This is a genomic window from Bradyrhizobium sp. AUGA SZCCT0160 (genome assembly GCF_018130105.1).
GTDB lineage: Bacteria > Pseudomonadota > Alphaproteobacteria > Rhizobiales > Xanthobacteraceae > Bradyrhizobium.
Genome location: NZ_JAFCMD010000012.1, coordinates 149,507 through 173,708, shown reverse-complemented (window position 1 = coordinate 173,708; position 24,202 = coordinate 149,507). Strand labels below are relative to the sequence as shown.

Here is a 24,202-nt window from a genome sequence, read left to right as displayed (position 1 = left end):
ATTTTTGGCAGCCAGCGAAGTATGGATCAAGAGCGCGATTTGGGCTATCATATTAGGCATGAAAACCGAGACGATCGAAATCGATGATAGCACTGCGACGGCGCTGAAGAGGCGGGCAGCGGAGCGGGGTGTAACCGTGCCCGAGCTGGTTGCCGAACTGGCGACGCTTGCCGTCAGCCCCGTCGAGGCCGATGTCGACGAGGTGGCGGAGCTGGATCGTCGCTGGCAAGCGTTTGAGACACAAGATTCAGTTGTATCGAACGATGACGTCGTACAGTGGCTTCAGACTTGGGGTACGCCAGCGTTCCGGAGCTGGCGCAATCGATGAGGTTGGAATGGTCGGACGCCGCCCTCGCCGATCTCGACCGCTTTGCTGAATTCTTGATCGAGCATCCTGCGCTCGCCGCAATCGTGGCTCGCGAGATCGTCGACAAGGTGCAAGTTCTATCGGAACATCCAAGGCTTGGGCGACCGATTGCGGGCAGGGAAGAATATCGCCAGATCGTGTTGCAGGGTCTCGGTGCAGCCTATGTAAAACGCTTGGTCATGCTGCGGGTATTTCACGCTCGGGAAGCACGAGATTGAAATGCTTGCGCTCCTCAAACCGGCTTCGCCATCCATTGGAAGATGCGGCTGATCAGGCCGGGCGGCCGCGCTGATTGGTGGTGATCCCAATGACTGGAGCAGGCTGAACGAGTCGACCAGCACCCAGGATTATTTGCGGACGTGTTATTGAACTCTGCTGTCATCGTCCGGCATAGCCGTTCGAAGAACGGCGTCGCTTCCGCTCCGCCTATGACCGGCCGATCCAGTATTCCAGAGGCCGCGATTATCGCGCGACATATCATGACCGCCGCGGCGTACTGGGTCCCCCGCTTTCGCGGAGGACGACACTGCGAACGTTGAACTACCAAACAACAAAAAGCCGGCGTTGCCGCCGGCTTTCGTCGTTCATTGCCTTGGCCGCGAAATTAGTGCGCGGCTTCGAGCACGGCGGCTTCCTGCTTGGCGATCGTGCCCTTGACGGCCGACTGCACCTTCTCGAAAGCGCGGACCTCGATCTGCCGCACGCGCTCGCGCGACACGCCGAATTCGGCGGCGAGGTCTTCCAGCGTCATCGGCTCTTCCGCCAGACGCCGCGCCTCGAAGATGCGGCGTTCGCGCGGGTTGAGCACACCGATGGCGCCGTTCAGCGCCTGGCGGCGATGATCGAACTCCTCGTGTTCAGCCATGATGGCTTCCTGGTTGGGCGAGTTATCGACCAGCCAGTCCTGCCATTCGCCGGCTTCACCGTCGTCGCGGATCGGAGCGTTGAGCGACGCGTCGCCACCGAGGCGGCGGTTCATGTCGATCACGTCCTGATTCGTCACGCCGAGGCGCTTGGCAATGATCGCCACCTGATCGGGGCGGAGATCGCCCTCGTCCAGCGCGGAGATTTTGCTCTTCGCCTTGCGCAGGTTGAAGAACAGCTTCTTCTGGTTCGCGGTGGTGCCCATTTTCACGAGCGACCAGGAACGCAGAATGTACTCTTGTATTGACGCCTTGATCCACCACATGGCGTAGGTAGCGAGTCGGAAGCCCTTTTCGGGTTCGAACCGCTTGACCGCCTGCATCAGGCCGACATTGCCTTCCGAGACGACCTCGGAAATAGGCAGGCCGTAGCCGCGATAGCCCATGGCGATCTTGGCGACGAGCCGGAGATGGCTGGTGACAAGGTGATGTGCCGCGTCGCGATCGTCATGTTCGCGCCAACGCTTGGCGAACATGTATTCCTGCTGGGGTTCCAGCATCGGAAATTTGCGGATCTCGGCGAGGTATCTAGAAAGGCCGGATTCTCCATTGAGAACCGGCAACGTAGCTGTACGGGCCATTGAGCGCCCTCCAGTGGTTCAGGCCCCCGATAGCGGCGGGCCCGGCAGGTGATCGCTGTGTTAAAGCCGACCAGGCTGCGATGTTCCGCGCTGGATATTCAGCGCAGGTGCAACATAGCCGAAAACGAACAAATAGGGAAGGAATGCTGACGTCACGTCCCCGTGTGGCAGCCATAACCTATTGTCATAACAACATTTTTCTGAAGAGCCTGCGTCATACGGCCGCTTCCAGTGCCTGTCGCAGGAGAAGCAAATCCTCCGGCAAAGCCGCTTCCCAGTGCAAAAATTCCGCTGTCCTTGGGTGTTCCAAGGCAAGCAGGTAGGCATGTAGGGCCTGCCGGTCGAGGGCGGCCAGGGCCGCCCGACCTCCGGGCCCGAGCTGGCCGGCCTTGGTCTTGAAGTGCGGGCCATAGACCGCATCGCCCAGCAGGGGATGGCCGATATGGGAAAGATGCACCCGGATCTGATGGGTCCGCCCGGTCTCGAGCTGGCAGGCCAGGAGCGAGGCGACCGCTTTGCCGTCCCGACCATTGAAGGCCGCCTGCAGCTCCCAATGAGTAACTGCTTCACGGCCGCTGTCGCGCACCGCCATTTTCTCGCGGGCAAAGGGATGCCGGTCGATCGGCGCGTTGACCGTGCCGCGCTGGCGGTTCGGCACACCCCAGATAAAAGCCAGATAGCCGCGCTGCATCGGTCCGGTGCGGCCATGGTCGGCGAACTGGGCGGTCAGTGATTGGTGAGCCCGGTCGTTTTTGGCGACGACCATTAACCCTGTCGTGTCCTTGTCGAGCCGGTGCACGATGCCCGGGCGGCGGACACCGCCGATGCCGGAAAGGCTTGCGCCGCAATGGGCAATCAGCGCATTCACCAGCGTGCCGGTTTCGTGGCCGGCAGCGGGATGCACGACCAGGCCCTTTGGCTTGTCGATGACGATAATGTCCTCATCCTCGAAGACGATATCGAGCGCGATATCCTCGCCCTTTGGCTCGGGCGGGGTGGCCTCCGGGACGTCGATTGTGATCGTATCGCCCTTGGCAACATGATAAGCGGGGTCGCGAATGGGGGTGCCCTTGGCGGTGACGGAACCGGCGAGGATCAACGCCTTCAGGCGTGACCGCGACAGTTCCGGGCGAAGCACCGCGAGCACGCGGTCGAGCCGGGGCGATCCCTCGTCGCCGCCGACCGTGACCTCCAGCCTCTCGCCGTTATTCGAAGACGTGACGTGTTCCAAAGAAGAGCCTTTGTATGACCGATACCGTTGTGCCCGAACCGACCCCCGAGCAGGCCGCGCTGTTTGCACGGGTGCGGCGGATGATGCTGATCGCAGGCCTGACCTCGGCGCTCGCCGTCGCCATCGTCCTGACCGCCATCGGCTATCGTCTTTATCGCAGCGAGGGAAGCCCCGCAGCGATATCAGATACCACGGCGAGCTTGCCGAAAGGCGCCCGTATCGTGTCCACCGGCGTCGCCGGCGACCGGCTTGTCGTGACCCTCGATATCGGCGGCGTAACCGAAATCCGCACATTTGATGCAAAGACGCTGAAACCCGTAGGGCAGCTGAAATTCGTGAGCGAGCCCTGAGCGGAGCGATCAACGGCCGCTCGTCGAATTCAACTTCAGAATGCAAGGTGATTTTTCGCGTAGCAGCAACGCCGGCAAGTTGGACGCTCGCCATTTTTTTGGCTGAGTTACACGCTCAGCTTGCGCCATGTCGGAATCCAACCCCAGCGCCGCGGTTCCCCTCAACACCATCGTTGAACACGATGCTGCGGTTTCCGATCCGACGCGGCGTGCGATGTTGCTGACGGCGCTTGCGACTTGCGCCTGTCTTGCTGCTCCAGAGCCCTCCGTTGCGGAGGATGATCAGCCCGGCAGCAATCTGCGGCCGCAAAAAGCCGACACGCTGGTGTTCTCGGAAGGCGACCACGCCGGTGAGGCCATCAAGCCCGAGGATTTGAAGCTTGGCGGGCCTCCCGTGCGCGCGTGGCCAAAGGATCCCAAGACCGCCGTGATCCGCAAGGGCTCGCGGTTGAACGAGCTTTTGGTGGTCAGGCTCGATCCAGCCGAACTGGATGATGACACGCGATCACGCAGCGCCGACGGCATCGTCGCCTATTCGCTGATCTGTTCGCACACGGGGTGCCCGGTCACCGGCTGGGTGAAACAGGCGTCGGGCGACAAGCTCGTGTTCAAATGTGCCTGCCACAACTCCGAATATGATCCGCGGGAAAGCGCAAAAGTCCTGTTCGGGCCGGCGCCGCGGCGCCTGGCGGCGCTTCCGCTGGCGATCTCTGACGGTGCGCTCACCGTCACCGCAACATTCATTGGAAAGGTAGGTACCTGACTCGAAGATGAAGCCGCATCGGGCATTCGCACGACCATGGAATGAATGAAAAAAAACAAAACAGGGAGGTTGCGTCTCATGACCACGAAGCATTGGTTATTGTCGAGCTCTGTCGCATTCACGTGCCTTGTCTCAGCCGCCGCCGGCGCGGGGCCGATCGAGAACTACAGCCCGGTGACGTCGGCCCGTCTCGAAAAGCCCGAACCCGGCAACTGGATGCTGTATCGCCGGACCTATGACGGGCAGGGCTACAGCCCGCTCGACCAGATCAACACTTCGAACGTCAAGGACCTCACGCCGGTATGGACCTTCTCGACCGGTGTGGTCGAAGGCCATGAGGCGCCGCCGATCGTCAACAATGGCGTGATGTTCGTCGCGACCCCGGCGGGGCAGGTGATCGCGCTCAACGCCAAGACCGGTGACGAGTACTGGCGATACAAGCGCCAGCTTCCTGACGATCTCTTTCAATTGCATCCGACCAACCGCGGCGTCGGGTTGTGGCAGGACAAATTGTACCTTGCGACAACCGACGATCACGTCGTCGCGCTCGACGCCAAGACCGGCAAGGTGCTCTGGGACACCAAGGTTCAGGACTACAAGAAGGGTCAGTACCTGACGCTGATGCCGCTGATCGTCGACGGCAAGGTGATCGTCGGCGGTTCCGGCGGTGAGTTCGGCGTGCGCGGATATGTTGTCGCTTATGATGCCGAGAACGGCAAGGAACTGTGGCGCACCTTTACGATTCCGGGTCCCGGCGAACCCGGTCATGAAACCTGGAGCGGTGACGACTGGAAATCGGGCGGGGCGCCGGCCTGGATGACCGGCAACTACGACATCGAGACCAAAACCATCTATTGGGGCACCGGCAATGCCGCACCCTGGCCGGGCAATACGCATCCCGGCGACAATCTCTACTCAACCTCGGTGCTCGCGCTCGCCCCCGAGAACGGAAGGATAATGGCATACTTCCAGTACCATCAGAACGATTCATGGGACTGGGACGAGGTCGAGGCGCCGATGCTGGTCGACCTGCAAAAGGACGGCCGCACCATCAAGAGCCTGATTCATCCGGGCCGCAACGCGATCTTCTGGGTGCTCGAGCGCAAGGCGGACAAGATCAACTACGTCAGCGGCTGGCCCTTTGTTCACACCGACGTCTGGAAGGGAATCGAGCCGGAGACCGGCAGGCCGATCGTCGATCCCGCGCACAAGCCGGTGATTGGCAAGCGGGTCGAGTTCTGCCCGTCACTGTGGGGCGGCAAGGATTGGCCGTCGGCGGCCTATAGCCAGAAGACCGGCCTGGTCTACGTGCCCGCCAACGAGAATTTCTGCGGCGGCTTTACCGGCGAGAAAGTGCCGCTGGTTGCGGGCCAGCTTTGGCTCGGCACCAAGCCCGAGGACATCGGCCTCAAGGTTCGCCCCGGCGCCGATCATTTTGGCGAACTGCAGGCGTGGGATCCGGCCACCGGGAAAAAGGTCTGGCAGCAGAACTTTCCCAAATCGCAACTGTTCGGCTCGGTGACCGCGACGGCGGGAGATCTCGTTTTCGTTGGCGGCACCAACGACCGGATGTTCCGTGCCTACCACGCCAAGACGGGCGAGTTGCTGTGGGAGCAGAAGACCAACTCCGGCATCGTGGGCATGCCGATCGCCTATGAGGTCGACGGCACGCAATATATCGCCGTGCAATCCGGCTGGGGCGTGGACGCGCAACGCATCCAGGACGCGCTCGCGACCCAGAACAATGTGGGTGTCGAGAACAACGTGCCGCAAGGCGGCGTCGTCTGGGTGTTCGCCGTCAAGAAGTAAGGGCCGAACAGTTCGACGGGGGTGGCGTAGAAAGCGGCGGGTTCAACCCCGCCGCTTTTTATTTCAAGTCATTTGCCTTTGGAATCGACCTTCGACTTTTCGGTTTCGTTCATCTGCTTGATGGTCGGATCCCGGCTGGCTTCGCCGGTGGTTTGCGTCGTCGTGGCGGCCGGCCCACTGCTTGGAATCGAAGTCTGGCCTGACGGCGTCTTCGCCGGCCGCGTTGCCGTTGCGTCCGGCGCCGTGTTGGTCTGGGCGCTCGCAGCCTGCACGTCAAAAACAAGGACGCTCGCCAGCAAGGCTGCCGCGAGCGTCCCCAACTTCACCATCGTGACTTTCATCGACCTTTTCATCGACCTGGCTCCTGTCAGATCGATGAAAACGGCCTCGGCCCCTTAACGTTCCTTGTCACCCCTCCAGTTGCTTGCCGATCGGCAGGCTGCGGATGCGCTTGCCGGTGGCGGCGAAGATCGCGTTGATCAGGGCCGGCGCGAACGGCGGCACGCCGGGTTCGCCGACGCCGCTGGGCGGCGTGTCGGGGCCCGGCGGCACGATATAGACGTGGGTCACCAGCGGGGACTCGTCCAGGCGGATCACAGGGAAATCGTCGAAATTGCCCTGCTGCACCTTGCCGTCCTTGAAGGTGATCTCGCCATGTTTGGCAAGGCTCAGCCCCATGATCGCCGCGCCCTCGATCTGGGATTCGATGCGCTCCGGATTGACATAGGTTCCGCAATCGATCGCGGTATCGACCCTCGGCACTGTGAGCTTGCCCTTGTCGTCAATGGCGACCTCGACGATGGTCGCGATGTAGCTGACGAAACTGCGGTGCACGGCGATGCCGAGCCCGTGGCCTTTCGGCACGGACCGTCCCCAGCCGCCCTTGTCCGCGACCAGCTCCACCACCTTGCGCAAGCGCGCGGTGTCGATCGGATAGCTGCCGTAGGGCTCGCCATAGTTCCAGGGGTCCTTCACCGACGACAGGTTGACGAGCCGCGGCGATCCGATCAGCTCCAGCAGCATATCCTTCGGGTCGCGCTTGGTCGCAGCAGCGATTTCGGCGACCATGGACTGGACTGCGAAGGCGCGCGGGATGTTCGACACCGCGCGGAACCAGCCGATCCTTGTATGTGCCGCGGCCTCCGGATTCTCGCATTGCAGGTTGGCGATCTCGAACGGATTGTCGATCAGTCCCATGCCGAGTTCGAACGGCGCCGCATGCTTCGCACCAGCTGCGAAGGTCGAGGCAATGGTCGGGGCAACACTGCGGTGCCGCCACGCGATCACCTTGCCGCTCTTGTCCAGCCCGGCCTCGATGCGTTCCAGCGAAACGGTGTGCAGGAAGCCGTGACGAACATCGTCCTCCCGCGTCCATTGCACCTTCACGGGTGCACCGAGTTCCTTCGACAGCAGCGCCGCCTCGATCGCGAAATCGCATTTCGATTTGCGCCCGAACCCGCCGCCGAGCAGCGTAACGTTCACGGTCACGTTGGCTTCGGGGATGCCGAGCGTCTTGGCGACGTCTTCGCGCGTGCCGCCGGCACTCTGCACCGGCGCCCAGATCTCGCACCTGTCGCCTTTGACGTCGGCGACCGCGACCGGCGGCTCCATGCTGACATGCGCCAGATGCGGCAAATAATACTCGCCGGTTATCACCTTGTCGGCGCCTTTCAACGCCGCATCGGCGTCGCCTTCCTTGCGCACCACCAGCCCCGGTTTTCGCGCGGCCTCCTCGAGCGAAGCCCGGTAGGCGACGGAGTCGTATTTGCCGTTGGCGCCGTCATCCCAGACGATCTTCAGCGCGTCGCGCCCCTTGATCGCCGCCCCGGTGTTGCGGGCGATCACGGCAACGCCGCCGAGCGGCTGGAATTTGGATGGCCACGGCCAGCCCTTGACCTCCAATACCTTCTCGACCCCGGAGACCTTCATCGCGTCCGCCGCGTCGAACGACTTCAGCTTGCCGCCGGTCACCGGCGGGCGGGCGATGACGGCGTATTTCATGCCCGGCAGCCGAATATCGGCGCCGTACTGCGCCTTACCGGTGGTGATGTCCTTGAGGTCGACGATGCCGATCTGGCCCTTGCCGAGATAGCGGAAATCCTTCGGGTCCTTCAGTTTCAAGCCTTCGATGCCAGGCACCGATTCCTTCGCGGCATCGGCGGCAAGCTCGCCGAAGCCAAGCTTGCGTCCGCTCGCAGCGTGGACCACCTCGTGATTGCGGGCCTTCACCTCGGTCGCCGGCACGCCCCAGCGCTTGGCGGCGGCGGCCTCCAGCATCGAGCGCGCCGAGGCGCCGATCTGGCGCATCGGCATCAGATAATGCCGCGTGCTGCGCGAGCCGTCGGTATCCTGGTTGCCGTATTTGGCCTCGTTGCCGGGCGCCTGCTGGACCCGGACGCGCGACCAGTCGGCTTCCATCTCTTCGGCGACGATCAGCGGCAGGCTGGTCCGCACGCCGGTTCCCATCTCGGCGCGGTGGCCGATGATGGTGACGATGCCATCGGGCGCGATCGAGACGAACACGCGTGGATCGACCACGGTGCCGTGCGGCATCGCCCCTGCGCCGGTCTCGTAGGCGGCGAAAGCCGGGCGCGACATCACGGGCGCCGCGAGCGCGAAGCCGCCGGCGATGCCAAGGCCTTTCAGGATGCTGCGGCGGGAGACGTTCTCGACCTTGAGATGCCGCTCAAAGCCACGGAGTTTTTTGGGATTGGTGAGAATATTCATGATCACACCCCCGTCGACGCCAGACGCACGGCGTTCTCGATGCGCTGGTAAGCGCCGCAGCGGCAGATGTTGCCCGCCATCGCTTCGCGGATCTGGTCATGGGAAGGCTTTGGATTGTCCATCAACAGCGCGGCGCCCTGCATGATCTGGCCGGTCTGGCAATAGCCGCATTGCGGGACATTGAGCTGGCGCCAGGCCTTCTGCACCGGGTGATCGCCGGTGGGGTGCAGGCCCTCGATGGTGGTGACGTCGCGGCCGACCACGTCGGAAACCGAGGTGATGCAGGCGCGCACGGCCTGCTTGTCGATGATGACGGTGCACGAGCCGCACAGGGCCTGGCCGCAGCCATATTTGGTCCCTGTCAGTCCCACCTCGTCACGGAGAAACCAGAGTAACGGAAGATCCGGATCGCCATCCCAATTTTGTTCCTGGCCGTTTATCTTTACCTTGATCATGGCTGTCCCTCGCTCTTTTTAAGCTGTTGATCTGTTTGCGGCGCGAGCCGGAACACATTTCCATTCGCTCGGATCGCCGCGCGGGTTTCCCTGCCCAGGCAATATTCCAAGGCAGTTTTCCCAAGGCAGTTTGCGGTTTGCGGATGTCCTTTCGCGATTTGGCCTGGCCGGCCTCGGCATCAAGAATACGGTGATGCTATCAGACGTTAACGCCGCGGTGACTTCACAGACAGGTGTTTGGGATGTGCCGTTTGTCAGAAGCAGGGCTGCGGGGAAGTTGCCGGGTTTTCACGCCACAGTGGAAGCCGGGCAACAGACAAGGTCTAGTTCGCCCGGCAGATGGTCAGGGATTCCGCCGTTTTCGGGCCTCGATGCTGGCTTTTGCGGTGTCGTTATGAGCCCATCCGCCCCACAGCCATCTTGCGGCGGGCCGATTTCACGGCTATTCCCTCTGCCGTACGCTCCCTTCGTCTAGCGGTTAGGACGCGGCCCTCTCAAGGCTGAAACAGGGGTTCGATTCCCCTAGGGAGCGCCAAATTGCACCATATTTCGCGAAATTCGCGATGGGAGTCCCGATCGAGCGTGCCAGCCCCTCGATCGAGTGATCTTGCAAGCGATGGTGCGCAGGAGTCTTGCCCCTGGCGCGGTGGCTGTTTGCCATCTTAGAGGCCTTCGACTGCAAACACTTGTCAATCTACCGGCGTCCATTCGGCGCCGCACACGATCTGCTCATTCCCGCTCCATCATGTCGGCGATCGCCTTGATGCGGCTTCTGGCGTATTTCGGCAGGCCGGCGCTCAGCGAATCGCCGCTGTTGAAGGAGCTGTTGCCCATGAGCAGTTGCGCGGGCACGAGGTTTCGCAGAACGGGGGTCTTGCTGTATTCCCTTTGCTTGTTCAGCACGTCGTTTCTGACCACAATCAGGATGTAGACCGTCGCGATGGCGGCGTCCCGCTCAGTCGGATGTTGTTGCAGAATCGCAAGCAGCTTGCCGAACTGGATGACCTGGTTGACCCAAAAGATGTTCTGCTCGAGCCCGCCGGTGACTGTGGAGTCGAGCCCTGTCAGGCTCGGCAACTCGGCAAGGTGCGGCTGCGTGACCAACCCGATCTCACTCTGGAACTCGATGAAATCCGGAATGGGCTTTTTGCTCTCCTCGCGCAGCTTGTTGGCAAGCTGAATGCCCGCCGGAATTTTCCCTTCGAACATGTAGCGGGACTGCACGCAGATCGCTTTCGTGTCCTCGCACCAGCGGCGATTCGGCGGACGGTTGTGCGCGGCGACGCCCGTGTCCTTGTTGGGAACAGCATCGCCCGCCGTGATCGGCCGGTGCTTGACCGCCGGATCGATCTGCTCGAGGAACGCGACATTCGCATACCGCGACAGATCCAATGCCGCTGCCGGTCTTGGAAGGCGAAACCGCGCCTCTGCCTGGTAGACTGAGAGCGTCAGCTTCGTTTGCTGATTGAGCGTGGGCTCAACGAAGCTCGGGAAGAGCGAGAGGAAGCGCCGCTGCACCGGACGTGAGCGGGCCCAATCGTCGAAAGGAATGAGTCCCGTCGAGGAATCGGCGAGCTTGTCGTTGCGCTGGTCAGCGAAGATGACTGTGCGAGGTTTGATCTGTGCAATCGGAACGCTGGCGGCTGCGGGCACGTCCTCCAGCCGGAATTCCTGCGCGGCCGCGCCCGTGCATGTGGCGACGCAGGCGGCGATGAGGGCAGCGGCACGGTGCAGTCTCATGGCGTCAATGCTCAATTCAGCCGCCGCCAGAAATAATCGGGATCGACTCGGAGCGGCGGTCGCGGGAGGCGGTCCTCGTCATCGGGATTTCCGCGCCAAGAGGGATATTCGCGCGGACCAAGACGCCAGTTCGGGAATTGAAAGGGCAGCCGGTTATCGCCGTAAAGGCGGTTATCGTAGGACCACGGCTGGAATGGCCCCTCGTCTCCGTCATGACCGCCACGATGGGCGTAGCTTTCTGCACGCGAGACGATCCGAAATTGCGTATCATCGATTCTGCCCGACGGATCCCTCTTGAGGTACTCGGTGAAAGCGCGCCCGGAGCCGGCCGGTGCGGGATCGCCGGTATGGGAATCGATCGACAGAGCAACGAGCTGACGCATGGCTTCGCGCGAAGGGCCGTTCAACGCCGTCCTGGGAGCGTGCAACTCCCAGGCTGCCTGCGCGATCGGCTCGAACATCGGCAGCGCCACTTTCCCTCCGGTCTGGCCGCGCCCAAGGGTGCGACGCCCGCCGTCGCCATTGTCGTAGCCGACCCAGATGGCGATGGTGACGTCATTTGTGAAACCGACGAACCAGGCATCGGCCGAATTATCAGTGGTACCGGTCTTGCCGCCGACATAGGGCGAGAGATGCTTCACTACGCGCGCAGTTCCGCGCGCGAGCACGCCCTGCAGCATTGATTTCAACTGGTAAAACGATGCGCGGTCGGCGAAGCCGATCCAAGATACCGCATGCGGATCGTGCCGGTAGATTGGGCGGCCGTCCTGTTCGATCGTTTCGATCGCATGGGGCTGGGGTCGTGCGCCTTCGTTGGCGATCGCCGCATAGAACGCCGCAAGGTCGATGAGCCGCACAGTCTGGGCACCGAGCACGAACGGGTAGTAGCGCATGCATTCCTTGTAGAGCTGCGCTTCCATCGCGAGCAAGCAGACCTGGTCGAGGCCTCGCTCGGCGCTGTCGTCGAGACCGGTCGCGAGCAGTTGCGCGGTAGCGAGATTCCGGGAGTTTTCCAGCGCACGCCGCAGTGTAATGGCGCCCGAAGCGCCGCCGTCATAGTTCTTCGGCGACCAGAAACCGCGCTGGCCGGAGGCCGTCGCCCCGATCGGTGCCAGCGTCAGAGGTTCGTCCATCACCAGCGTGTTGGGCTGCAACCCCTTCCGAAGGGCGGCGAGGTAGGTCAGCGGCTTGAAGGTGGAGCCGGGTTGCCGCAGGCTCTGGACGACGCGGTTGAGCTGGCTTGCCGGATAGGAAAAGCCGCCCGCCATCGCGAGAATGCGGCCGGTTTCGTTCTCGAGTACGAGCGCCGCTCCCTGCACGTTCGGTCGAATGCGCAGATCGGCACGCGCCGCTTGCTTACCATTGGCTTTGCGCACCTGCACGTAGATCACGTCGTACGGCTTGAGACTGCGCCGGATCGCGGCGCTCCAGGTGTTCAGCGGCAGGATGCTTCCATCGGTCAGGCCGACGTTGATCGCATGGCTGCTTTTGCCACGCGTATTCTCCAGGACGACCGCCGATTCCCAGTGAACGTCATAGAGAGGTAGCCGCGTCGTCTTCAACGCCACGAGCCAGGCCGGTTCCGTGGCCCTCAGGTCAGCCGCACTCAGACGAACAGCATTGGAAATGTTCGCCTCGGGTCCCTCAAATTTGTACCGATTGGTGTTCAGCTCGTACCGCGCGAGGCCCTCCTGCAATGTTGCTTCGACTGTGCGCTGCAAGGCCGAGTTGACGGTCGAGCGCACCGTGTAGGAGGAACTGGTGAGAGTATCGAGGCCCGCGACCACCTTTGCCTCGCGGGCGACGTGATCGACGAAGTGAAAGCCGAAGTCCCGTCGCGCCGGCCGGTACTCGACAAGCTGCGGCAATACTGCTTGCGCCGCGGCGGCGTCGATCATGGCGTCGTTCTGCATGCGGCCCAGCACGTAGGCAAGCCGCTCGCGCGCGCGCTCAGGGTGGCGGTCAGGATTGAAGTAGTTCGGTCCCTTGGCGAGCCCGGCGAGTAGCGCGCCCTCGACGGCGGAGAGCGCCTTGGCTGGTTTGCCGAAATAGCTGCGCGCCGCCATCTCGATGCCCCAGGCTCCGCGACCGAGATAAATCGAGTTGAGATAGAGCTCGAGGATTTCCGCCTTGGTCAGGGCGCGCTCCATCCGCGAGGCAACGATCATTTCGCGTAGTTTTCTTTCGTAAGTGATGTCGTTGCCCACCAGCAGATTCTTGGCGACCTGCTGCGTGATGGTCGAGCCGCCCTGCGGCCGGCCCGGATGCGTGAAGTTGCCGATGAAGGCGCGGACCAGCCCGCGCTCGTCAATGCCCGCGTGTTGGAAAAAACGCTTGTCCTCGGCGGCGATGAATGCGTTGCGCACCTCCTCTGGGATATCCGCAAGCTTGACCCAGACGCGGCGGTTGTTCGGCTCGTAAATCTCGGCAAGGCGCTCGCGCTTGTTGTCGAGGACTACGCTGGTGCCAGGAAGCCTGAGGTGCTTGAGCTGCACGGCGTCGGGCAGATCCTTGACCGCGCCGTTGTAGAAAGCGATGACCTGGCCAAGATCGACCGGCGATCCTTCCACTTTTTCGACTTTGCAGAACTCCCTGTAGGTCACGTGGAGGTCGGCCAGGTTCAGTCCTTTAAGCGCCTTGATCTCGCTGCTCAGTGCCTCCTTGTCATCCATGGCAGTGGCAATCAGATCGTCGAGGTTGATGTCCTCGATGTCGAAAGCCTTGCGCATGTGGTCGCAGCCGGCATTCAAAAGCTGCGCCACCTCGAAGCGGTCGCGCACCGCATCGAATTCCGTCTTGACCCCATCCGGCCGGGTAGTGACCTGGCTGAAGGCCAGCGCCGTGGCGAAGATCTTGATGAGAATCGAGTCCATGACCTGCCGACGGTCGAAAAAGCCGCCTCCGTAAGGTCCCGTTCTTGTAGAACGATACTATAAACAAGGCTGTGTTGAGGAAAAAGTTCCCGAGGTGCCGCCGCCCGCTTTTCCGAACCTTCAGCACCGCTCCGACTTGGCCGGGCCCGCGGAACCAACGCTGCGGCCGGTGCGTTCTAAAAATACCATATTGGCAGCGCAGTCATGAGTACCCCTCTTCCAGTCGTGCTTGCCGCGGCGCTCTTCAGCACCGCCATCGCCACGACGCCTGCGGATGCCGCTCCTCGAAAAAAGAACCCTGCAGCGAGCGTCGCTCAGCCGCCCGCCGACAGATTTTTGGCCTGCGATGTCCGGGTGCGAGACTATCTTCGCGAAGGCGGCGCGGCGATACGGGTGACCAAGATCGAAGTGGACGATGCCCGACTGCAGTTGAACATTCATCATGAGTACGGAGAGGCGGGAAAGTCGTCTCGAAAATACCTCCGCGGGGACACTGAAGAAGAAATGCGCAAGAATCTGCGCGGAATATTGGACGAGTTCGCTGCGGCTGCGAAGGCCGCAACGACTGGTCGAGCTTGGTATGTGATCGCTGCCCGCAAGGTCATGCCGGACCTCCGCGACAATTCGGGCGAGACCACGAATCCATGGACGGCCATCGTGCTGGCAGATTTCGAGGGAAAATGCAGACCCATCACGTTCTATCAGTCTGTCGACCGGAACAAGCTCGATCCTGAACTGAGCAAGAAATTGGATGAGTGAATTTTTTCGCTCGAAGTGATTTGCGGTCGTAGCGACGGCTACTGGACGCCAGTTTGCAGTCTTGGCGGCGAGGCTCGGTTTTCATAGCCTTGAGGGCAGGTTTGGGCAGCCGTTCTGAAACGCTTTGGAAGTTGCTGCCCAAACCCGGAGCAGGCCGGGCTTTTACCACACGCTCCGCGTGCTGATATCGGTAAGAAAGATCGACCGCGGTGCAACAGGCAGCGGTGGATCCGTCGGGCGCGCCCCTGCGCAAAAGCGCGCCCACGCTGCAGCAGACTGCCGGCGCTTGCTGCGGCCAGAAAGCAAGATGACAAATTGACGAGATGGTGGCAGACTTGGTTTCGAGACCAAGCGCGGCAAGAAAAACCAAGAAAACGATCGCCAAGGTCACGTCGTCAAAGGGAGGAGAGGGCTCATGAAACGCTTGTTTCTGGGATCGCTCGTCGCTGCCCTGATGGCATCGGCGTTTGTCGGATCCACTACTGCAGTCATGGCGCAGACAAAGACGCTGAAGATGCAGGCCTCATGGCCGGCATCGCTCACGCTCTATGATAACTTCACCTACTTCGCCGAGCGGGTGAACAAGCTGTCCGCGGGCGCGCTGAAGATCGAGACGATGCCCGCCGGCCAGGTTGTGCCGGCGTTCGAGGTGCTCGACGCGACCCACAAGAAGGTGCTCGACGGATCGCATGCGTGGGCCGGCTACTGGACCGGCAAGAACAAGACCGCGATTCTGTTCACCGGCGGTCCCGGCGGCACCTTCGGCATGGACTACATGGACGTGATGGGCTGGTTCTATCACGGCGGTGGCCTCGATCTTTACAACGAGTTCTATCAGAAGGAGCTCAAGCTCAACGTCGTCGTGTTCCCCATCCTGCCTGCAGGGCCGCAGGCTTTCGGCTGGTTCAAGAAGCCGATCCAGACGATCGAGGACATGAAGGGAATGAAATGCCGCCAGACCGGCATGGCCGGCGAAGTCTGGCAGGCGCTCGGCTTCAGTGTGGTCAACATGCCGGGCGGCGAGATCATTCCCTCCGCACAGCGCGGCGTGATCGATTGCGCGGAATGGGTCGGCGGCATCGAGGACATGCAGCTCGGCTTCCACAACGTCTGGAAGTATCACTATTCGCCCGGCCTGCACGAGAACGTCACGGTCGGCGAAATCGTGATCAACGGCGATGTGTGGAAGGAGCTCAGCCCGCAGCACCAGGAAATCATCAAGTCGGCTGCCAACGAGGCATTTCTCGTCTGGTGGACCAAGTGGCAGCGCCAGAACGCAGATGCGCTGATTGAGATGCAGCAGAAGCACGGCGTACAGATCCTGCGCACGCCGACCGAGATCCTGCTGGCCTTCATCAAGAAGTGGGACGAGATCGCGGCGGCCGAGGGCGCCAGGAACCCGTTCTTCAAGAAGGTGCACGACTCGCAGAAGACCTATGCCAGCGCTGTGGTGCCGTACAAGCGGTCCTATTTCCCGCCATACTCCTTCATGGCGAACTACTACTTCCCGGTCGAGAAATAGGACCTCGTCCGAGGGCGGCCGGTTTGGCCGCCCTCCATTGCCTGCATCGCGCCGCAAGGCGCGAACCGTAGGGGGAGGGATGGCTGAGGCAACAGACAGGCAGTCGCCGGCGCTGCTGACCATGATCCGGATCATTGACGGCTTCACGGATCGGACCGGTACGATCTTCTCGTGGCTGGCGGTACCGCTGGTTCTGGCCGTCGCCTACGAGGTTGGAGCGCGTTACCTGTTCAACGCGCCGACCGTATGGGCCTACGACGCAACCTACATGCTCTATGGATCGCTGTTCATGCTCGGCGCCGCTTACGCGCTGCACAAGGGCGCTCATATCCGCACCGACTTTTTCTGGGAGAAGTTCTCCACCCGCAGGAAGGGCCTGATCGACACGATCTCCTATATCGTCTTCTTCTTCCCGAGCCTGATCATGCTGTTGCTGATCAGCTGGAACGAGTTTCATTACTCCTGGCAGATCAACGAGACGTCGGACCAGACACCGTGGCGGCCGGTGCTGTGGCCGTTCAAGTTCGTCGTGCCGCTCGCCTGCATCTTGCTGCTGATCCAGGGCGTGTCCGAGTTGATCAAGAGCATCTACATGTTGCGCACCGGCGTCGAGCTCGAGCACAAGGAGAAGGTCGAGATATGACCGCAGAAGCGCTCATCGGCCTCATCATGCTTCTGGTGCTGCTCGGAGCGATCTTCATCGGCGTGCCGATCTCGTTCACGCTGCTTTTTCTCGCCTTTGCGTTCGGCTACGTGGGCATGGGTGCGACGGTCTTCGACCTTGCCTACTTCCAGACCATCGGCCTGATGAAGGAGGAGCTGCTGGCCGCCGTGCCGCTGTTCATCTTCATGGGCTTCATCACCGAGCAAGCAGGGCTCATGGAGCGCCTTTTCACGGCGTTCCGCATGCTGCTTGCGCCGGTGCGCGGCGCACTCTTCCTCGTCGTCATCCTGACCTCGACCGTGTTCGCGATGGCGACGGGCATCGTCGGAGCCGCCGTCACCGTTCTTGGCATCATGGCCTCGCCGATCATGATGAAGGCGGGTTATGACGCCAAGCTTTCGGCGGGCACCATCACTGCGGGTGGCACGCTCGGCATTCTCATTCCCCCGTCGGTAATGCTGATCGTGATGGGGCCGGTGCTCGGGGTGTCGGTCGCCGATCTCTATGCTGCAGCCTTCGGGCCGGGCTTCCTGCTGGCCGGCCTCTACATCGTCTATCTGATGGGCCGCGCCTTCCTGAACCCCAAACTCGGGCCGCCGGTGCCAATGGATGAGCGGATCTACTCGGCGGGGTACATTGCGCGCGAGGTGATCGTCGGCACGCTGCCCCTGCTCGGGCTCATCACGGCGACGCTCGGCTCGATCATCGGGGGACTTGCGACGCCGACGGAGGCCGCCGGCATCGGCAGCGTCGGCGCGCTGACCCTGGCGATCGCATATCGCAGGTTCTCGCTCGGCGGACTGCAGCGAGCGCTGATCTCGACGATGGCGACGTCGAGCATGGTGCTGCTACTGGCGGTCACGTCGAACATTTTCGGTGCGGTGTTCGCCCGCCTCGGCTCGGCGAACTGGATCACCGAGACGATGCTCGGCCTCCAGTTGCCGACCGGCCTCATGCTGATTGTCGTGCTGTTTCTCATTTTCCTGCTGGGTTGGCCGTTCGAGTGGCCAGCCATCATCCTGGTGTTCCTGCCGATCTTCTACCCCGTCGTGAAGGGCATGGGCATCGACCTCATATGGTTCGGAGCATTGGTTGCGGTGGTGCTGCAGACCGCCTTCCTGTCGCCGCCGGTCGCCATGTCGGCGTACTATCTCAAGCAGGTGGTCAAGGGCTGGAGTCTCGCGACGATTTACGCCGGCATGTTCCAGTTCATGATCCTGCAGGTGATCTGCGTTGGACTGATGATCGCCTTCCCCGGCATTGCGACCTGGTTCCCGCAGAGGCTGCACGAGGCATCGCGCAGTCAGGTCATCCCCGAGGAGCACAGGAAAATCCTGGAACAGCAGAAGCTGGCACCGTCCCTGGAAGACGACGACTGGCTGACGCCAAAAAAGAAATAGCCGGCACAGGCCGCATCAGCAGCTTGCTACGCGCACGACGCTGGGTTTGCGTAATTTGCGCAGAATCGCGTGAGTGTTGAGGACCACGCGGCGTACGCGGCCGCACCGCACTTCAACCGGCAGGCGGATCGGTTCGGCGCAGTGTCGTTACCCAGATGACGCGCGCTACCTGCTGCGTCGGATTGTCGAACATGTGCGGCACGATGCTCGGGAAGCGGAAGCTGTCGCCGGCCTCCAGGACATGGGCTTCGTGGTCGAGCCACAGACGCAGGCTGCCCGACAATATGTAGCCCGCCTTTTCACCGGTGTGCTGGAAGAAGTCGGTGCCCGACGAGCCGCCAGGGTTGAGCGTGAGTTCATAAAGTTCGAGTTCACCCTTCTCGGCAGGGGTGAGCGCTTCCTTGACGACGCCGCTGGCGGTGAGCCGAAGCAGCCGACGGTCATTCTTCCGCACGATGTAGCGCTGCGGTTCGCCGGCGTCGGTTGCTCCGAAGAAATAGGAGATCGGCACGTCGAGAGCGATGCTGAGAAGACGCAAGGTGCGCACGGACGGCATGGCGAGCGCGCGTTCGAGCTGGCTGATCATGCCGGTGGACAGGCCGGTACGTTTGGCGACGTCCTGAATCGAGAAGCCTGCGCGCTGGCGCAGCAGCCGCACCGTCTCGCCAAGCCGCCGCTGATCGACCGCGTCGTCGCTTTCGATCGCCTGGGCGTTCTTCGGAACGCTCACGCCGCCGCGGCCAGCCATGTCGCTCTCCCGTACATCGTCTCAAAGCCCCAACCGTTTCTGACCCACCCGGAACAAGCGGCGATCAGTTTCATCGAACAATCGGACCATACCATCAATGTGATTGACTCGTTTATTTAGCTATGATGAAATTTGGATGCAAATAATTAGACGTACTAAAGCTCAGCTAACCTCTGCGTTGCCGGGTTTTCGAGATCGGGCACGGGGGATCGGTACCGCGCGCGAAAACGGAGACGGTCATGGCGGACGAAACGGGCAAATTCGACATTCCCGCATTGGGCAACTCGGCCTTCGGCATACCGAACCGCCGGCAGTTCATGCTGCTTGGCGCGGGCGCTGCGGCGGGGCTGAGTGCCACCGCCTCCGCCTTTGCCCAGACCGAACGTCCGGGCAATCCGCCCGCCAAGCCACGCGGGCAGGTGATCGCGGCCCTGTCGCAGGAGCCGACCGTCTTTCATCCCCTGATGCCCGGTATCGAGGTCGATCAGGGCGTTTGGTGGCAAGTCTTCTCGCCGTTGTGGTTCATCGATCCTGATGGAAACTTCGTTCCTGACCTGGCCCGCGAAGTCCCCACCATCGAGAACGGCGGGCTGTCGGCCGACGGTCTGATCTGGAAGATCAAGCTGCGCAGTAACGCCAAGTGGCATGATGGCACGGCGTTTACGGCCGATGACGTCAAGTTCTCCCTTGAGCTGATCAACAACACGGATTTCCGCGCGCGCAACCGCGTCGGCCATAACCTGGTCAAGGACATCAAGGTCGTCGCGCCCGACGAGGTTCATTGGCGCATGGAGGCGCCGTATTCGCCCTATATGTCGATCCTGTCGCTGACCTGCATGGTGCCCAAACACATCCTGGAGAAGGTCTCGGATCCGAACAGCTCGCCGTTCCACAATGCACCGGTCGGGACCGGACCGTTCCGTTGGGGCGAGCGCGTGCCTGGCGACCATATCCTGTTGCACGCCCATACCGGCTACCACGGCAAGGGGCCTTATCTGGAGCGCGTCGTTTTCAAATACATCCCGGACCTGACCGTCCTGTACACCCAGTTCCGCACCGGCCAGGTCGACTACACCGGCTTGCAGGGAATCCTGCCGAACTTCGTGCAAGAGGCGAAAACGCTGCGTGGCCGCAAGATTTTCGTGTCGTCGACGGCCTCGGTGGAGCATGTCGCGCCGAACCTGGATTTCGGTCCATTCACCGATCGCACGGTGCGCGAGGCGCTATATCTCGCGATCAACAAGAAGGCGATCATCGACGCGCTCAATTACGGCCTGCCGACGCAGACCGAGAGTTTTGTGCCGCAACAGGCCTGGTCGTTCCAGCAGGGCCTGCCGCAGCACAGCTACGATCCGGCGAAGGCCAACGCGCTGCTCGATGCGGCGGGATGGGTCCGCGGCGCAGGCGGCATCCGCGAGAAGGGCGGCGCCAAGCTCGAATTCACCAATTCGACCACGTCCGGCAACGCCGTGCGCGAGCAAACCCAGCAGCTGCTGATTCAGGACTGGCGCGCGATCGGCGCTGCGATGCGCGTGAACAACATGCCGGCTGCGGTCATCTGGGGCGAGTTCTGGCAGCAGTCGAAGTTCAACTCGGTCCTGGTGTCGGTGAACTTCATGCTGGGCAGCGATCCGGACGTGACGCCGCGCTTCGGCTCGGGCGCCATCCCGGCCAAAGGCGGACGCGGCTTCAACACCTATCAATACCAAAGCCCGGAAGCCGACCGGCTGCTCGCCGAGGGCGCCAAGCAGTTCGATCTTGCAAGGCGCAAGGCGATCTATGGCGACCTTCAGAAGCTGATCCGCAACGACCTCGCGGTGCTGCCGCTGTTCCAGGGCACCATCACCGAGGGCGTCAAGGAAGGATTGCAGGGCTTCCGGCACAACATCAACGCCTCGTCCAACTGCTGGAACATCCGCGAATGGTACTGGACCTGACGCGTTTGATCCGGGGGATTGCCTGAATGGCCCGTTACGTCGCCAATCGCCTGATGCAGGCGATCATGTTGCTGGTGATCGTCTCGGCGCTCGGCTTTGCGATCCTCCATCTGGCGCCTGGCGGCCCGCTCTCGCAATTCGCCGCCTCGGCGCAAATGACGCAGGAGGACCTCGATCGCGTCACCAGGCAACTGGGTCTCGATCGTCCGCTGCCGATCCAGTATCTCGACTGGTTCGGTCGCATGGTCAGGGGCGACTGGGGTCGCTCCTATCGGGACGGCGAGGCGGTGCTGTCCGTCATCGGCTCGCATCTCGGTGCCACGCTCGAACTGATGGCGACCGCGACCCTCATCGCGGTTCTGCTCGGCTGCTGGATCGGCGTGCTCGGCGCCGTGCGCCGCTATTCCTTGTTTGATTCCCTGGCAACTGTCGGCGCCATGATCGCGCTTTCCATTCCGACGTTCTGGTTCGGGCTCGTCACGATCTATCTGTTTTCGGTGAAGCTCGGCTGGTTGCCGTCCGGCAACCGGCATACGATCGGTGACGGCTCATTTCTCGATCTCCTGCATCATCTGATCGCACCGGCCGTCGCGCTGGCGCTCGTCGAGACCGCCATCTGGGGACGCTTCATGCGCTCCTCCATGCTCGAGGTCATCAACCAGGATTACATCCGCACGGCGCGCGCCAAGGGGATGCCGGAGTGGCGCATCCTGACGGTGCATGCCTTGCGCAACGCCCTGCTGCCGATGATCACAGTTGCGGGCCTTCAGTTTCCAACATTGCTCGGCGGCGCGCTGGTCACCGAGACCGTCTTCACTTGGCCTGGCATGGGCCGGCTGTTCCTCGATTCGATCGGCTATCGCGATTATCCGGTCGTGATGGGCATCCTGATGTTCTCGGCCATGATGGTGCTGATCGGCTCGCTTCTCGCCGACATCCTTTATGCCGTCGTCGATCCTCGGATCCGGGTGGGATAGGCGATGAGCACCGCAGCCCTGCAGACCGTCCAACTTGCTCCCGGCCAGGCCGCCTGGCAACGCTTCCGCCGTCACCGGCTGGCCTTGGCGGGTGCCGTGACTATCGTCATCCTCGTGCTGGGTTCGGCGTTCGGCCCTTATCTTTTGCCGTTCGACGACACCTATATCGACATCATGAAGCGGTTCGCGCCGCCATTGTCGGGAGCGCACATCCTTGGCACCGACGAACTCGGCCGGGACGTGCTGGCGCGGCTGATGATGGGAGGGCGCGTGTCGCTCTCCATCGGCATCGTCGCCATGACCATCGCCATGGCGGTCGGCATCCTGGTCGGCGCTTTCGCGGGCTTCTATGGCGGCGTCATCGGCGCCGTGCTGATGCGGTTCGTCGATGCCGTGCTGTGCTTCCCGGCGATCTTTCTGCTGCTGGCGCTCGCGGCGCTCACCGAGCCGGGTCTGATGACCACCACCTTGCTGATCGCGGCCACCGCGTGGATGAGCGTCGCGCGCGTTGTGGAAGCGCAGGTCCGTTCGCTGCGCGAGCGCGAGTTCGCGATCGCCGCCGTCGCCTTCGGCTCGTCGAACCTGCGGATCATGTTCCGCGAACTCGTACCAAACGCCATGGCGCCGATCGTGGTTGCGGCGACGCTCAATGTCGCCAAGGCGATCCTGCTCGAATCCTATGTCAGCTATTTGGGTTTCGGCATTCAGCCGCCGGCCGCGAGCTGGGGCAACATGCTCAACAATGCGCAGATCTACATGACGAGTGCGCCCTGGCTTGCGATTGCGCCGGGCATTGCCATCACGCTCGCCGTGACCAGCTTCAACTTCCTCGGCGACGGACTGCGCGACGCCCTCGATCCGCGCATGAACATCCCATGAAGCGCCAACTAGTGCGTTTTCCAGCGAAGTGGATACCGGTTCACGTGAAGAAAACGCGTCAGAACAAAAACCTAGAGCCCGTTCCGATACAATCGGAACGGAAAAGGCTCTGCCTTCGATCAACTTTACTGTCAGGAGAGTCTCATGTCCCCGCAACTCAGCCGCATCACAAGCGACGAGCGCTTGCCGACGCATGCCGATGTCGTCGTCATCGGCGGTGGCGTCATCGGTGTTTCGGCGGCCTATCACCTGGCGAAGAAAGGACACTCCGTCGCGCTGATCGAGAAGGGGCATGTCGGCGCCGAGCAGTCGAGCCGCAACTGGGGCTGGTGCCGCCAGCAGGGCCGTGCCCGCGCCGAGATCCCGCTGGCCCGCGAGGCGCTGCGGCTGTGGGAGGACATGCAGAACGACGCCGGCGTCGATGCCGGCTTTCGGCGTACCGGTGTCTTGTTCCTGACCAAGAACCCGCAGGAACTGGCCGCGTGGGAGAAATGGGCCGAGATCGCCCGCGAACAGCAGGTTCATTCAACCGTCTTGTCGGCGGCCGAGGTCGCCGAGCGCGTGCCCGGCAATGCCGATAGCTGGGTCGGTGGTTTGCACACGCCGAGTGACGGGCGCGCCGAGCCTTCGATGGCCGTGCCGGCGCTCGCGGCCGCCGCGCGCAAGCACGCTGTAACGATTCATCAGGGCTGCGCGGCGCGCGGGCTCGAAACCCAGGGCGGACAGGTGAGCGCGGTCGTCACCGAGAAGGGAGCCATTCGCACGCAGTCCGTGCTGCTGGCGGGAGGGGCGTGGTCGTCGCTGTTCTGCCGGCGCCACGGCATCGAGCTGCCGATCGGCCTCGTCAACGCCACCGCGTGCCGTACCACGCCGGCGCCGGAAATCACGATGGGCGCGCTCGGCACCGACTTTTATTGCATTCGCCGCCGCCTCGATGGCGGCTTCACGCTGGCGCTGCGCGGCCGCGGCACGGTGGAAGTGTCGCCGGATCTGTTTCGCTATGCCAAAACCTTCTGGCCGACCTACAAGCAGCGCCGCAAGGGACTGAAGCTGTCGTTTGGAAAGTCGTTTTTCGACCAGATCATGCGCGGCACCAGCTGGAGCCTCGACAAGCCTTCGCCGTTCGAGACCGAGCGGGTGCGCGATCCCGCGCCCGACATGTCGCTGGTCACTTCGGCGCTCGCGGCGCTGATCAAGTCAAATCCCGAGTTGAAAGGCATCGAAGTCGCGGAGGCCTGGGGAGGCACCATCGACACGACGCCCGACACCATTCCGGTGATTTCTCCTGTCGCTGCGATGCCAGGGTTTTTCCTCGCGACCGGCTTCAGCGGCCATGGCTTCGGCATTGGCCCGGCAGCCGGCAAGCTCGCTGCCGACCTCGTCACGGGCGAAACGCCGCTGGTCGATCCGGCGGCCTACAGCCATATGCGCCTGATCGACGGCCGGCCGCTGGCGCCGGTCAGCCTGTTCTAGCGGTGCCGGATCGGGGCAGCTCGC

At 62.4% G+C, this 24,202-nt stretch carries 21 protein-coding genes and 1 tRNA gene; 14 read left to right on the top strand and 8 right to left on the bottom strand.

Going from position 1 to position 24,202, the window contains the following annotated elements; all coding sequences use genetic code 11:
* The first annotated feature begins 58 nt into the window (after positions 1–58).
* Positions 59–328 (top strand): hypothetical protein, encoded by a 270-nt coding sequence (locus JQ558_RS20475; protein WP_212207718.1) that lies wholly within the window; start codon positions 59–61, stop codon positions 326–328.
* Complete coding sequence (locus tag JQ558_RS20470; RefSeq protein WP_212207719.1) at positions 325–585, top strand: type II toxin-antitoxin system RelE/ParE family toxin; 261 nt, start codon at positions 325–327, stop codon at positions 583–585. The genes JQ558_RS20475 and JQ558_RS20470 overlap by 4 nt, the downstream gene beginning before the upstream one ends.
* A gap of 386 nt (positions 586–971) precedes the next feature.
* On the opposite strand, the gene rpoH is transcribed toward JQ558_RS20470, so the two are convergent.
* Both rpoH and JQ558_RS20460 read right to left on the bottom strand, forming a co-directional pair.
* Positions 972–1,871 carry an RNA polymerase sigma factor RpoH gene (rpoH, locus tag JQ558_RS20465; RefSeq protein WP_212207720.1) on the bottom strand — a complete coding sequence of 300 codons (900 nt, stop codon included), beginning with the start codon at positions 1,869–1,871 and terminating at the stop codon, positions 972–974.
* 214 nt (positions 1,872–2,085) lie between these two features.
* Positions 2,086–3,102: an RluA family pseudouridine synthase gene (locus JQ558_RS20460; RefSeq protein ID WP_249142551.1), complete on the bottom strand. Its 1,017-nt coding sequence runs from the start codon at positions 3,100–3,102 to the stop codon at positions 2,086–2,088.
* A 14-nt stretch (positions 3,103–3,116) separates the two neighbouring features.
* On the opposite strand from JQ558_RS20460, the gene JQ558_RS20455 reads away from it, so the two are divergent.
* The 3 genes from JQ558_RS20455 (at position 3,117) to JQ558_RS20445 (ending at position 6,024) form a co-directional block, all read left to right on the top strand.
* On the top strand, positions 3,117–3,452 hold the full coding sequence (locus JQ558_RS20455) for a hypothetical protein (RefSeq protein ID WP_212207721.1): 336 nt from the start codon (positions 3,117–3,119) through the stop codon (positions 3,450–3,452).
* 127 nt (positions 3,453–3,579) lie between these two features.
* Positions 3,580–4,215 carry a ubiquinol-cytochrome c reductase iron-sulfur subunit gene (locus JQ558_RS20450; RefSeq protein ID WP_212207722.1) on the top strand — a complete coding sequence of 212 codons (636 nt, stop codon included), beginning with the start codon at positions 3,580–3,582 and terminating at the stop codon, positions 4,213–4,215.
* Positions 4,216–4,293: 78 nt separating this feature from the next.
* Positions 4,294–6,024, top strand: coding sequence for a methanol/ethanol family PQQ-dependent dehydrogenase (locus tag JQ558_RS20445; protein WP_212294700.1), 1,731 nt, complete (start codon positions 4,294–4,296; stop codon positions 6,022–6,024).
* Positions 6,025–6,092: 68 nt separating this feature from the next.
* Here JQ558_RS20445 and JQ558_RS20440 read toward each other — a convergent pair whose 3' ends face one another.
* The 3 genes from JQ558_RS20440 to JQ558_RS20430 are packed head-to-tail and all read right to left on the bottom strand — an operon-like array spanning position 6,093 to position 9,206.
* Positions 6,093–6,377: a hypothetical protein gene (locus JQ558_RS20440; RefSeq protein WP_249127498.1), complete on the bottom strand. Its 285-nt coding sequence runs from the start codon at positions 6,375–6,377 to the stop codon at positions 6,093–6,095.
* A 55-nt stretch (positions 6,378–6,432) separates the two neighbouring features.
* A complete protein-coding gene (locus JQ558_RS20435) occupies positions 6,433–8,751 on the bottom strand; it encodes a molybdopterin cofactor-binding domain-containing protein (RefSeq protein WP_212294699.1) in 2,319 nt (772 codons plus the stop codon).
* 2 nt (positions 8,752–8,753) lie between these two features.
* Positions 8,754–9,206, bottom strand: a complete 453-nt coding sequence (locus JQ558_RS20430; protein WP_212207725.1) for a (2Fe-2S)-binding protein — start codon at positions 9,204–9,206, stop codon at positions 8,754–8,756.
* A gap of 460 nt (positions 9,207–9,666) precedes the next feature.
* Between JQ558_RS20430 and JQ558_RS20425 the strand changes: the two genes are divergently transcribed.
* Positions 9,667–9,741, top strand: a tRNA-Glu gene (locus tag JQ558_RS20425).
* A 194-nt stretch (positions 9,742–9,935) separates the two neighbouring features.
* Here the strand turns inward: JQ558_RS20425 and JQ558_RS20420 are convergent.
* Positions 9,936–10,961: a hypothetical protein gene (locus tag JQ558_RS20420; RefSeq protein WP_249127501.1), complete on the bottom strand. Its 1,026-nt coding sequence runs from the start codon at positions 10,959–10,961 to the stop codon at positions 9,936–9,938.
* A complete protein-coding gene (locus tag JQ558_RS20415; protein ID WP_212294698.1) occupies positions 10,958–13,819 on the bottom strand; it encodes a penicillin-binding protein 1A in 2,862 nt (953 codons plus the stop codon). Before JQ558_RS20415 ends, JQ558_RS20420 begins: the two co-directional genes overlap by 4 nt.
* A gap of 204 nt (positions 13,820–14,023) precedes the next feature.
* Here JQ558_RS20415 and JQ558_RS20410 point away from each other — a divergent pair, with 204 nt between their 5' ends.
* The 4 genes from JQ558_RS20410 (at position 14,024) to JQ558_RS20395 (ending at position 18,164) form a co-directional block, all read left to right on the top strand.
* Positions 14,024–14,578, top strand: a complete 555-nt coding sequence (locus JQ558_RS20410; RefSeq protein ID WP_212207728.1) for a hypothetical protein — start codon at positions 14,024–14,026, stop codon at positions 14,576–14,578.
* 415 nt (positions 14,579–14,993) lie between these two features.
* Complete coding sequence (locus tag JQ558_RS20405; protein ID WP_212207729.1) at positions 14,994–16,100, top strand: TRAP transporter substrate-binding protein; 1,107 nt, start codon at positions 14,994–14,996, stop codon at positions 16,098–16,100.
* 79 nt (positions 16,101–16,179) lie between these two features.
* Positions 16,180–16,743, top strand: coding sequence for a TRAP transporter small permease subunit (locus tag JQ558_RS20400; protein WP_212271598.1), 564 nt, complete (start codon positions 16,180–16,182; stop codon positions 16,741–16,743).
* Positions 16,740–18,164, top strand: coding sequence for a TRAP transporter large permease subunit (locus JQ558_RS20395; RefSeq protein WP_212207731.1), 1,425 nt, complete (start codon positions 16,740–16,742; stop codon positions 18,162–18,164). Before JQ558_RS20400 ends, JQ558_RS20395 begins: the two co-directional genes overlap by 4 nt.
* A gap of 112 nt (positions 18,165–18,276) precedes the next feature.
* Here JQ558_RS20395 and JQ558_RS20390 read toward each other — a convergent pair whose 3' ends face one another.
* Positions 18,277–18,912 (bottom strand): helix-turn-helix domain-containing protein, encoded by a 636-nt coding sequence (locus JQ558_RS20390; protein ID WP_212271599.1) that lies wholly within the window; start codon positions 18,910–18,912, stop codon positions 18,277–18,279.
* Between the two features lie 239 nt (positions 18,913–19,151).
* On the opposite strand from JQ558_RS20390, the gene JQ558_RS20385 reads away from it, so the two are divergent.
* The 4 genes from JQ558_RS20385 to JQ558_RS20370 all read left to right on the top strand — a co-directional run bounded on the left by JQ558_RS20385 (position 19,152) and on the right by JQ558_RS20370 (position 24,178).
* A complete protein-coding gene (locus tag JQ558_RS20385; RefSeq protein WP_212271600.1) occupies positions 19,152–20,849 on the top strand; it encodes a peptide ABC transporter substrate-binding protein in 1,698 nt (565 codons plus the stop codon).
* A 26-nt stretch (positions 20,850–20,875) separates the two neighbouring features.
* The gene (locus JQ558_RS20380) at positions 20,876–21,826 is read left to right on the top strand and encodes an ABC transporter permease (RefSeq protein ID WP_212294697.1); all 951 of its coding nucleotides are present in this window, start codon (positions 20,876–20,878) and stop codon (positions 21,824–21,826) included.
* 3 nt (positions 21,827–21,829) lie between these two features.
* The gene (locus tag JQ558_RS20375) at positions 21,830–22,705 is read left to right on the top strand and encodes an ABC transporter permease (protein ID WP_212032686.1); all 876 of its coding nucleotides are present in this window, start codon (positions 21,830–21,832) and stop codon (positions 22,703–22,705) included.
* Positions 22,706–22,849: 144 nt separating this feature from the next.
* Positions 22,850–24,178: an FAD-binding oxidoreductase gene (locus JQ558_RS20370; protein WP_212294696.1), complete on the top strand. Its 1,329-nt coding sequence runs from the start codon at positions 22,850–22,852 to the stop codon at positions 24,176–24,178.
* The last annotated feature ends 24 nt before the right edge of the window (positions 24,179–24,202 follow it).

What these genes read in the sequence shown, in the direction of transcription:
- JQ558_RS20395 (WP_212207731.1), top strand. Translation starts at nt 16,740, where the DNA reads ATGACCGCAGAAGCGCTCATCGGCCTCATCATGCTTCTGGTGCTGCTC.
- JQ558_RS20380 (WP_212294697.1), top strand. Translation starts at nt 20,876, where the DNA reads ATGGCCCGTTACGTCGCCAATCGCCTGATGCAGGCGATCATGTTGCTG.
- JQ558_RS20435 (WP_212294699.1), bottom strand. Translation starts at nt 8,751, where the DNA reads ATGAATATTCTCACCAATCCCAAAAAACTCCGTGGCTTTGAGCGGCAT.
- JQ558_RS20450 (WP_212207722.1), top strand. Translation starts at nt 3,580, where the DNA reads ATGTCGGAATCCAACCCCAGCGCCGCGGTTCCCCTCAACACCATCGTT.
- JQ558_RS20445 (WP_212294700.1), top strand. Translation starts at nt 4,294, where the DNA reads ATGACCACGAAGCATTGGTTATTGTCGAGCTCTGTCGCATTCACGTGC.
- JQ558_RS20385 (WP_212271600.1), top strand. Translation starts at nt 19,152, where the DNA reads ATGGCGGACGAAACGGGCAAATTCGACATTCCCGCATTGGGCAACTCG.
- JQ558_RS20405 (WP_212207729.1), top strand. Translation starts at nt 14,994, where the DNA reads ATGAAACGCTTGTTTCTGGGATCGCTCGTCGCTGCCCTGATGGCATCG.
- JQ558_RS20415 (WP_212294698.1), bottom strand. Translation starts at nt 13,819, where the DNA reads ATGGACTCGATTCTCATCAAGATCTTCGCCACGGCGCTGGCCTTCAGC.
- rpoH (WP_212207720.1), bottom strand. Translation starts at nt 1,871, where the DNA reads ATGGCCCGTACAGCTACGTTGCCGGTTCTCAATGGAGAATCCGGCCTT.
- JQ558_RS20430 (WP_212207725.1), bottom strand. Translation starts at nt 9,206, where the DNA reads ATGATCAAGGTAAAGATAAACGGCCAGGAACAAAATTGGGATGGCGAT.
- JQ558_RS20440 (WP_249127498.1), bottom strand. Translation starts at nt 6,377, where the DNA reads ATGAAAAGGTCGATGAAAGTCACGATGGTGAAGTTGGGGACGCTCGCG.
- JQ558_RS20375 (WP_212032686.1), top strand. Translation starts at nt 21,830, where the DNA reads ATGAGCACCGCAGCCCTGCAGACCGTCCAACTTGCTCCCGGCCAGGCC.
- JQ558_RS20400 (WP_212271598.1), top strand. Translation starts at nt 16,180, where the DNA reads ATGGCTGAGGCAACAGACAGGCAGTCGCCGGCGCTGCTGACCATGATC.
- JQ558_RS20390 (WP_212271599.1), bottom strand. Translation starts at nt 18,912, where the DNA reads ATGGCTGGCCGCGGCGGCGTGAGCGTTCCGAAGAACGCCCAGGCGATC.
- JQ558_RS20410 (WP_212207728.1), top strand. Translation starts at nt 14,024, where the DNA reads ATGAGTACCCCTCTTCCAGTCGTGCTTGCCGCGGCGCTCTTCAGCACC.
- JQ558_RS20470 (WP_212207719.1), top strand. Translation starts at nt 325, where the DNA reads ATGAGGTTGGAATGGTCGGACGCCGCCCTCGCCGATCTCGACCGCTTT.
- JQ558_RS20455 (WP_212207721.1), top strand. Translation starts at nt 3,117, where the DNA reads ATGACCGATACCGTTGTGCCCGAACCGACCCCCGAGCAGGCCGCGCTG.
- JQ558_RS20370 (WP_212294696.1), top strand. Translation starts at nt 22,850, where the DNA reads ATGTCCCCGCAACTCAGCCGCATCACAAGCGACGAGCGCTTGCCGACG.
- JQ558_RS20475 (WP_212207718.1), top strand. Translation starts at nt 59, where the DNA reads ATGAAAACCGAGACGATCGAAATCGATGATAGCACTGCGACGGCGCTG.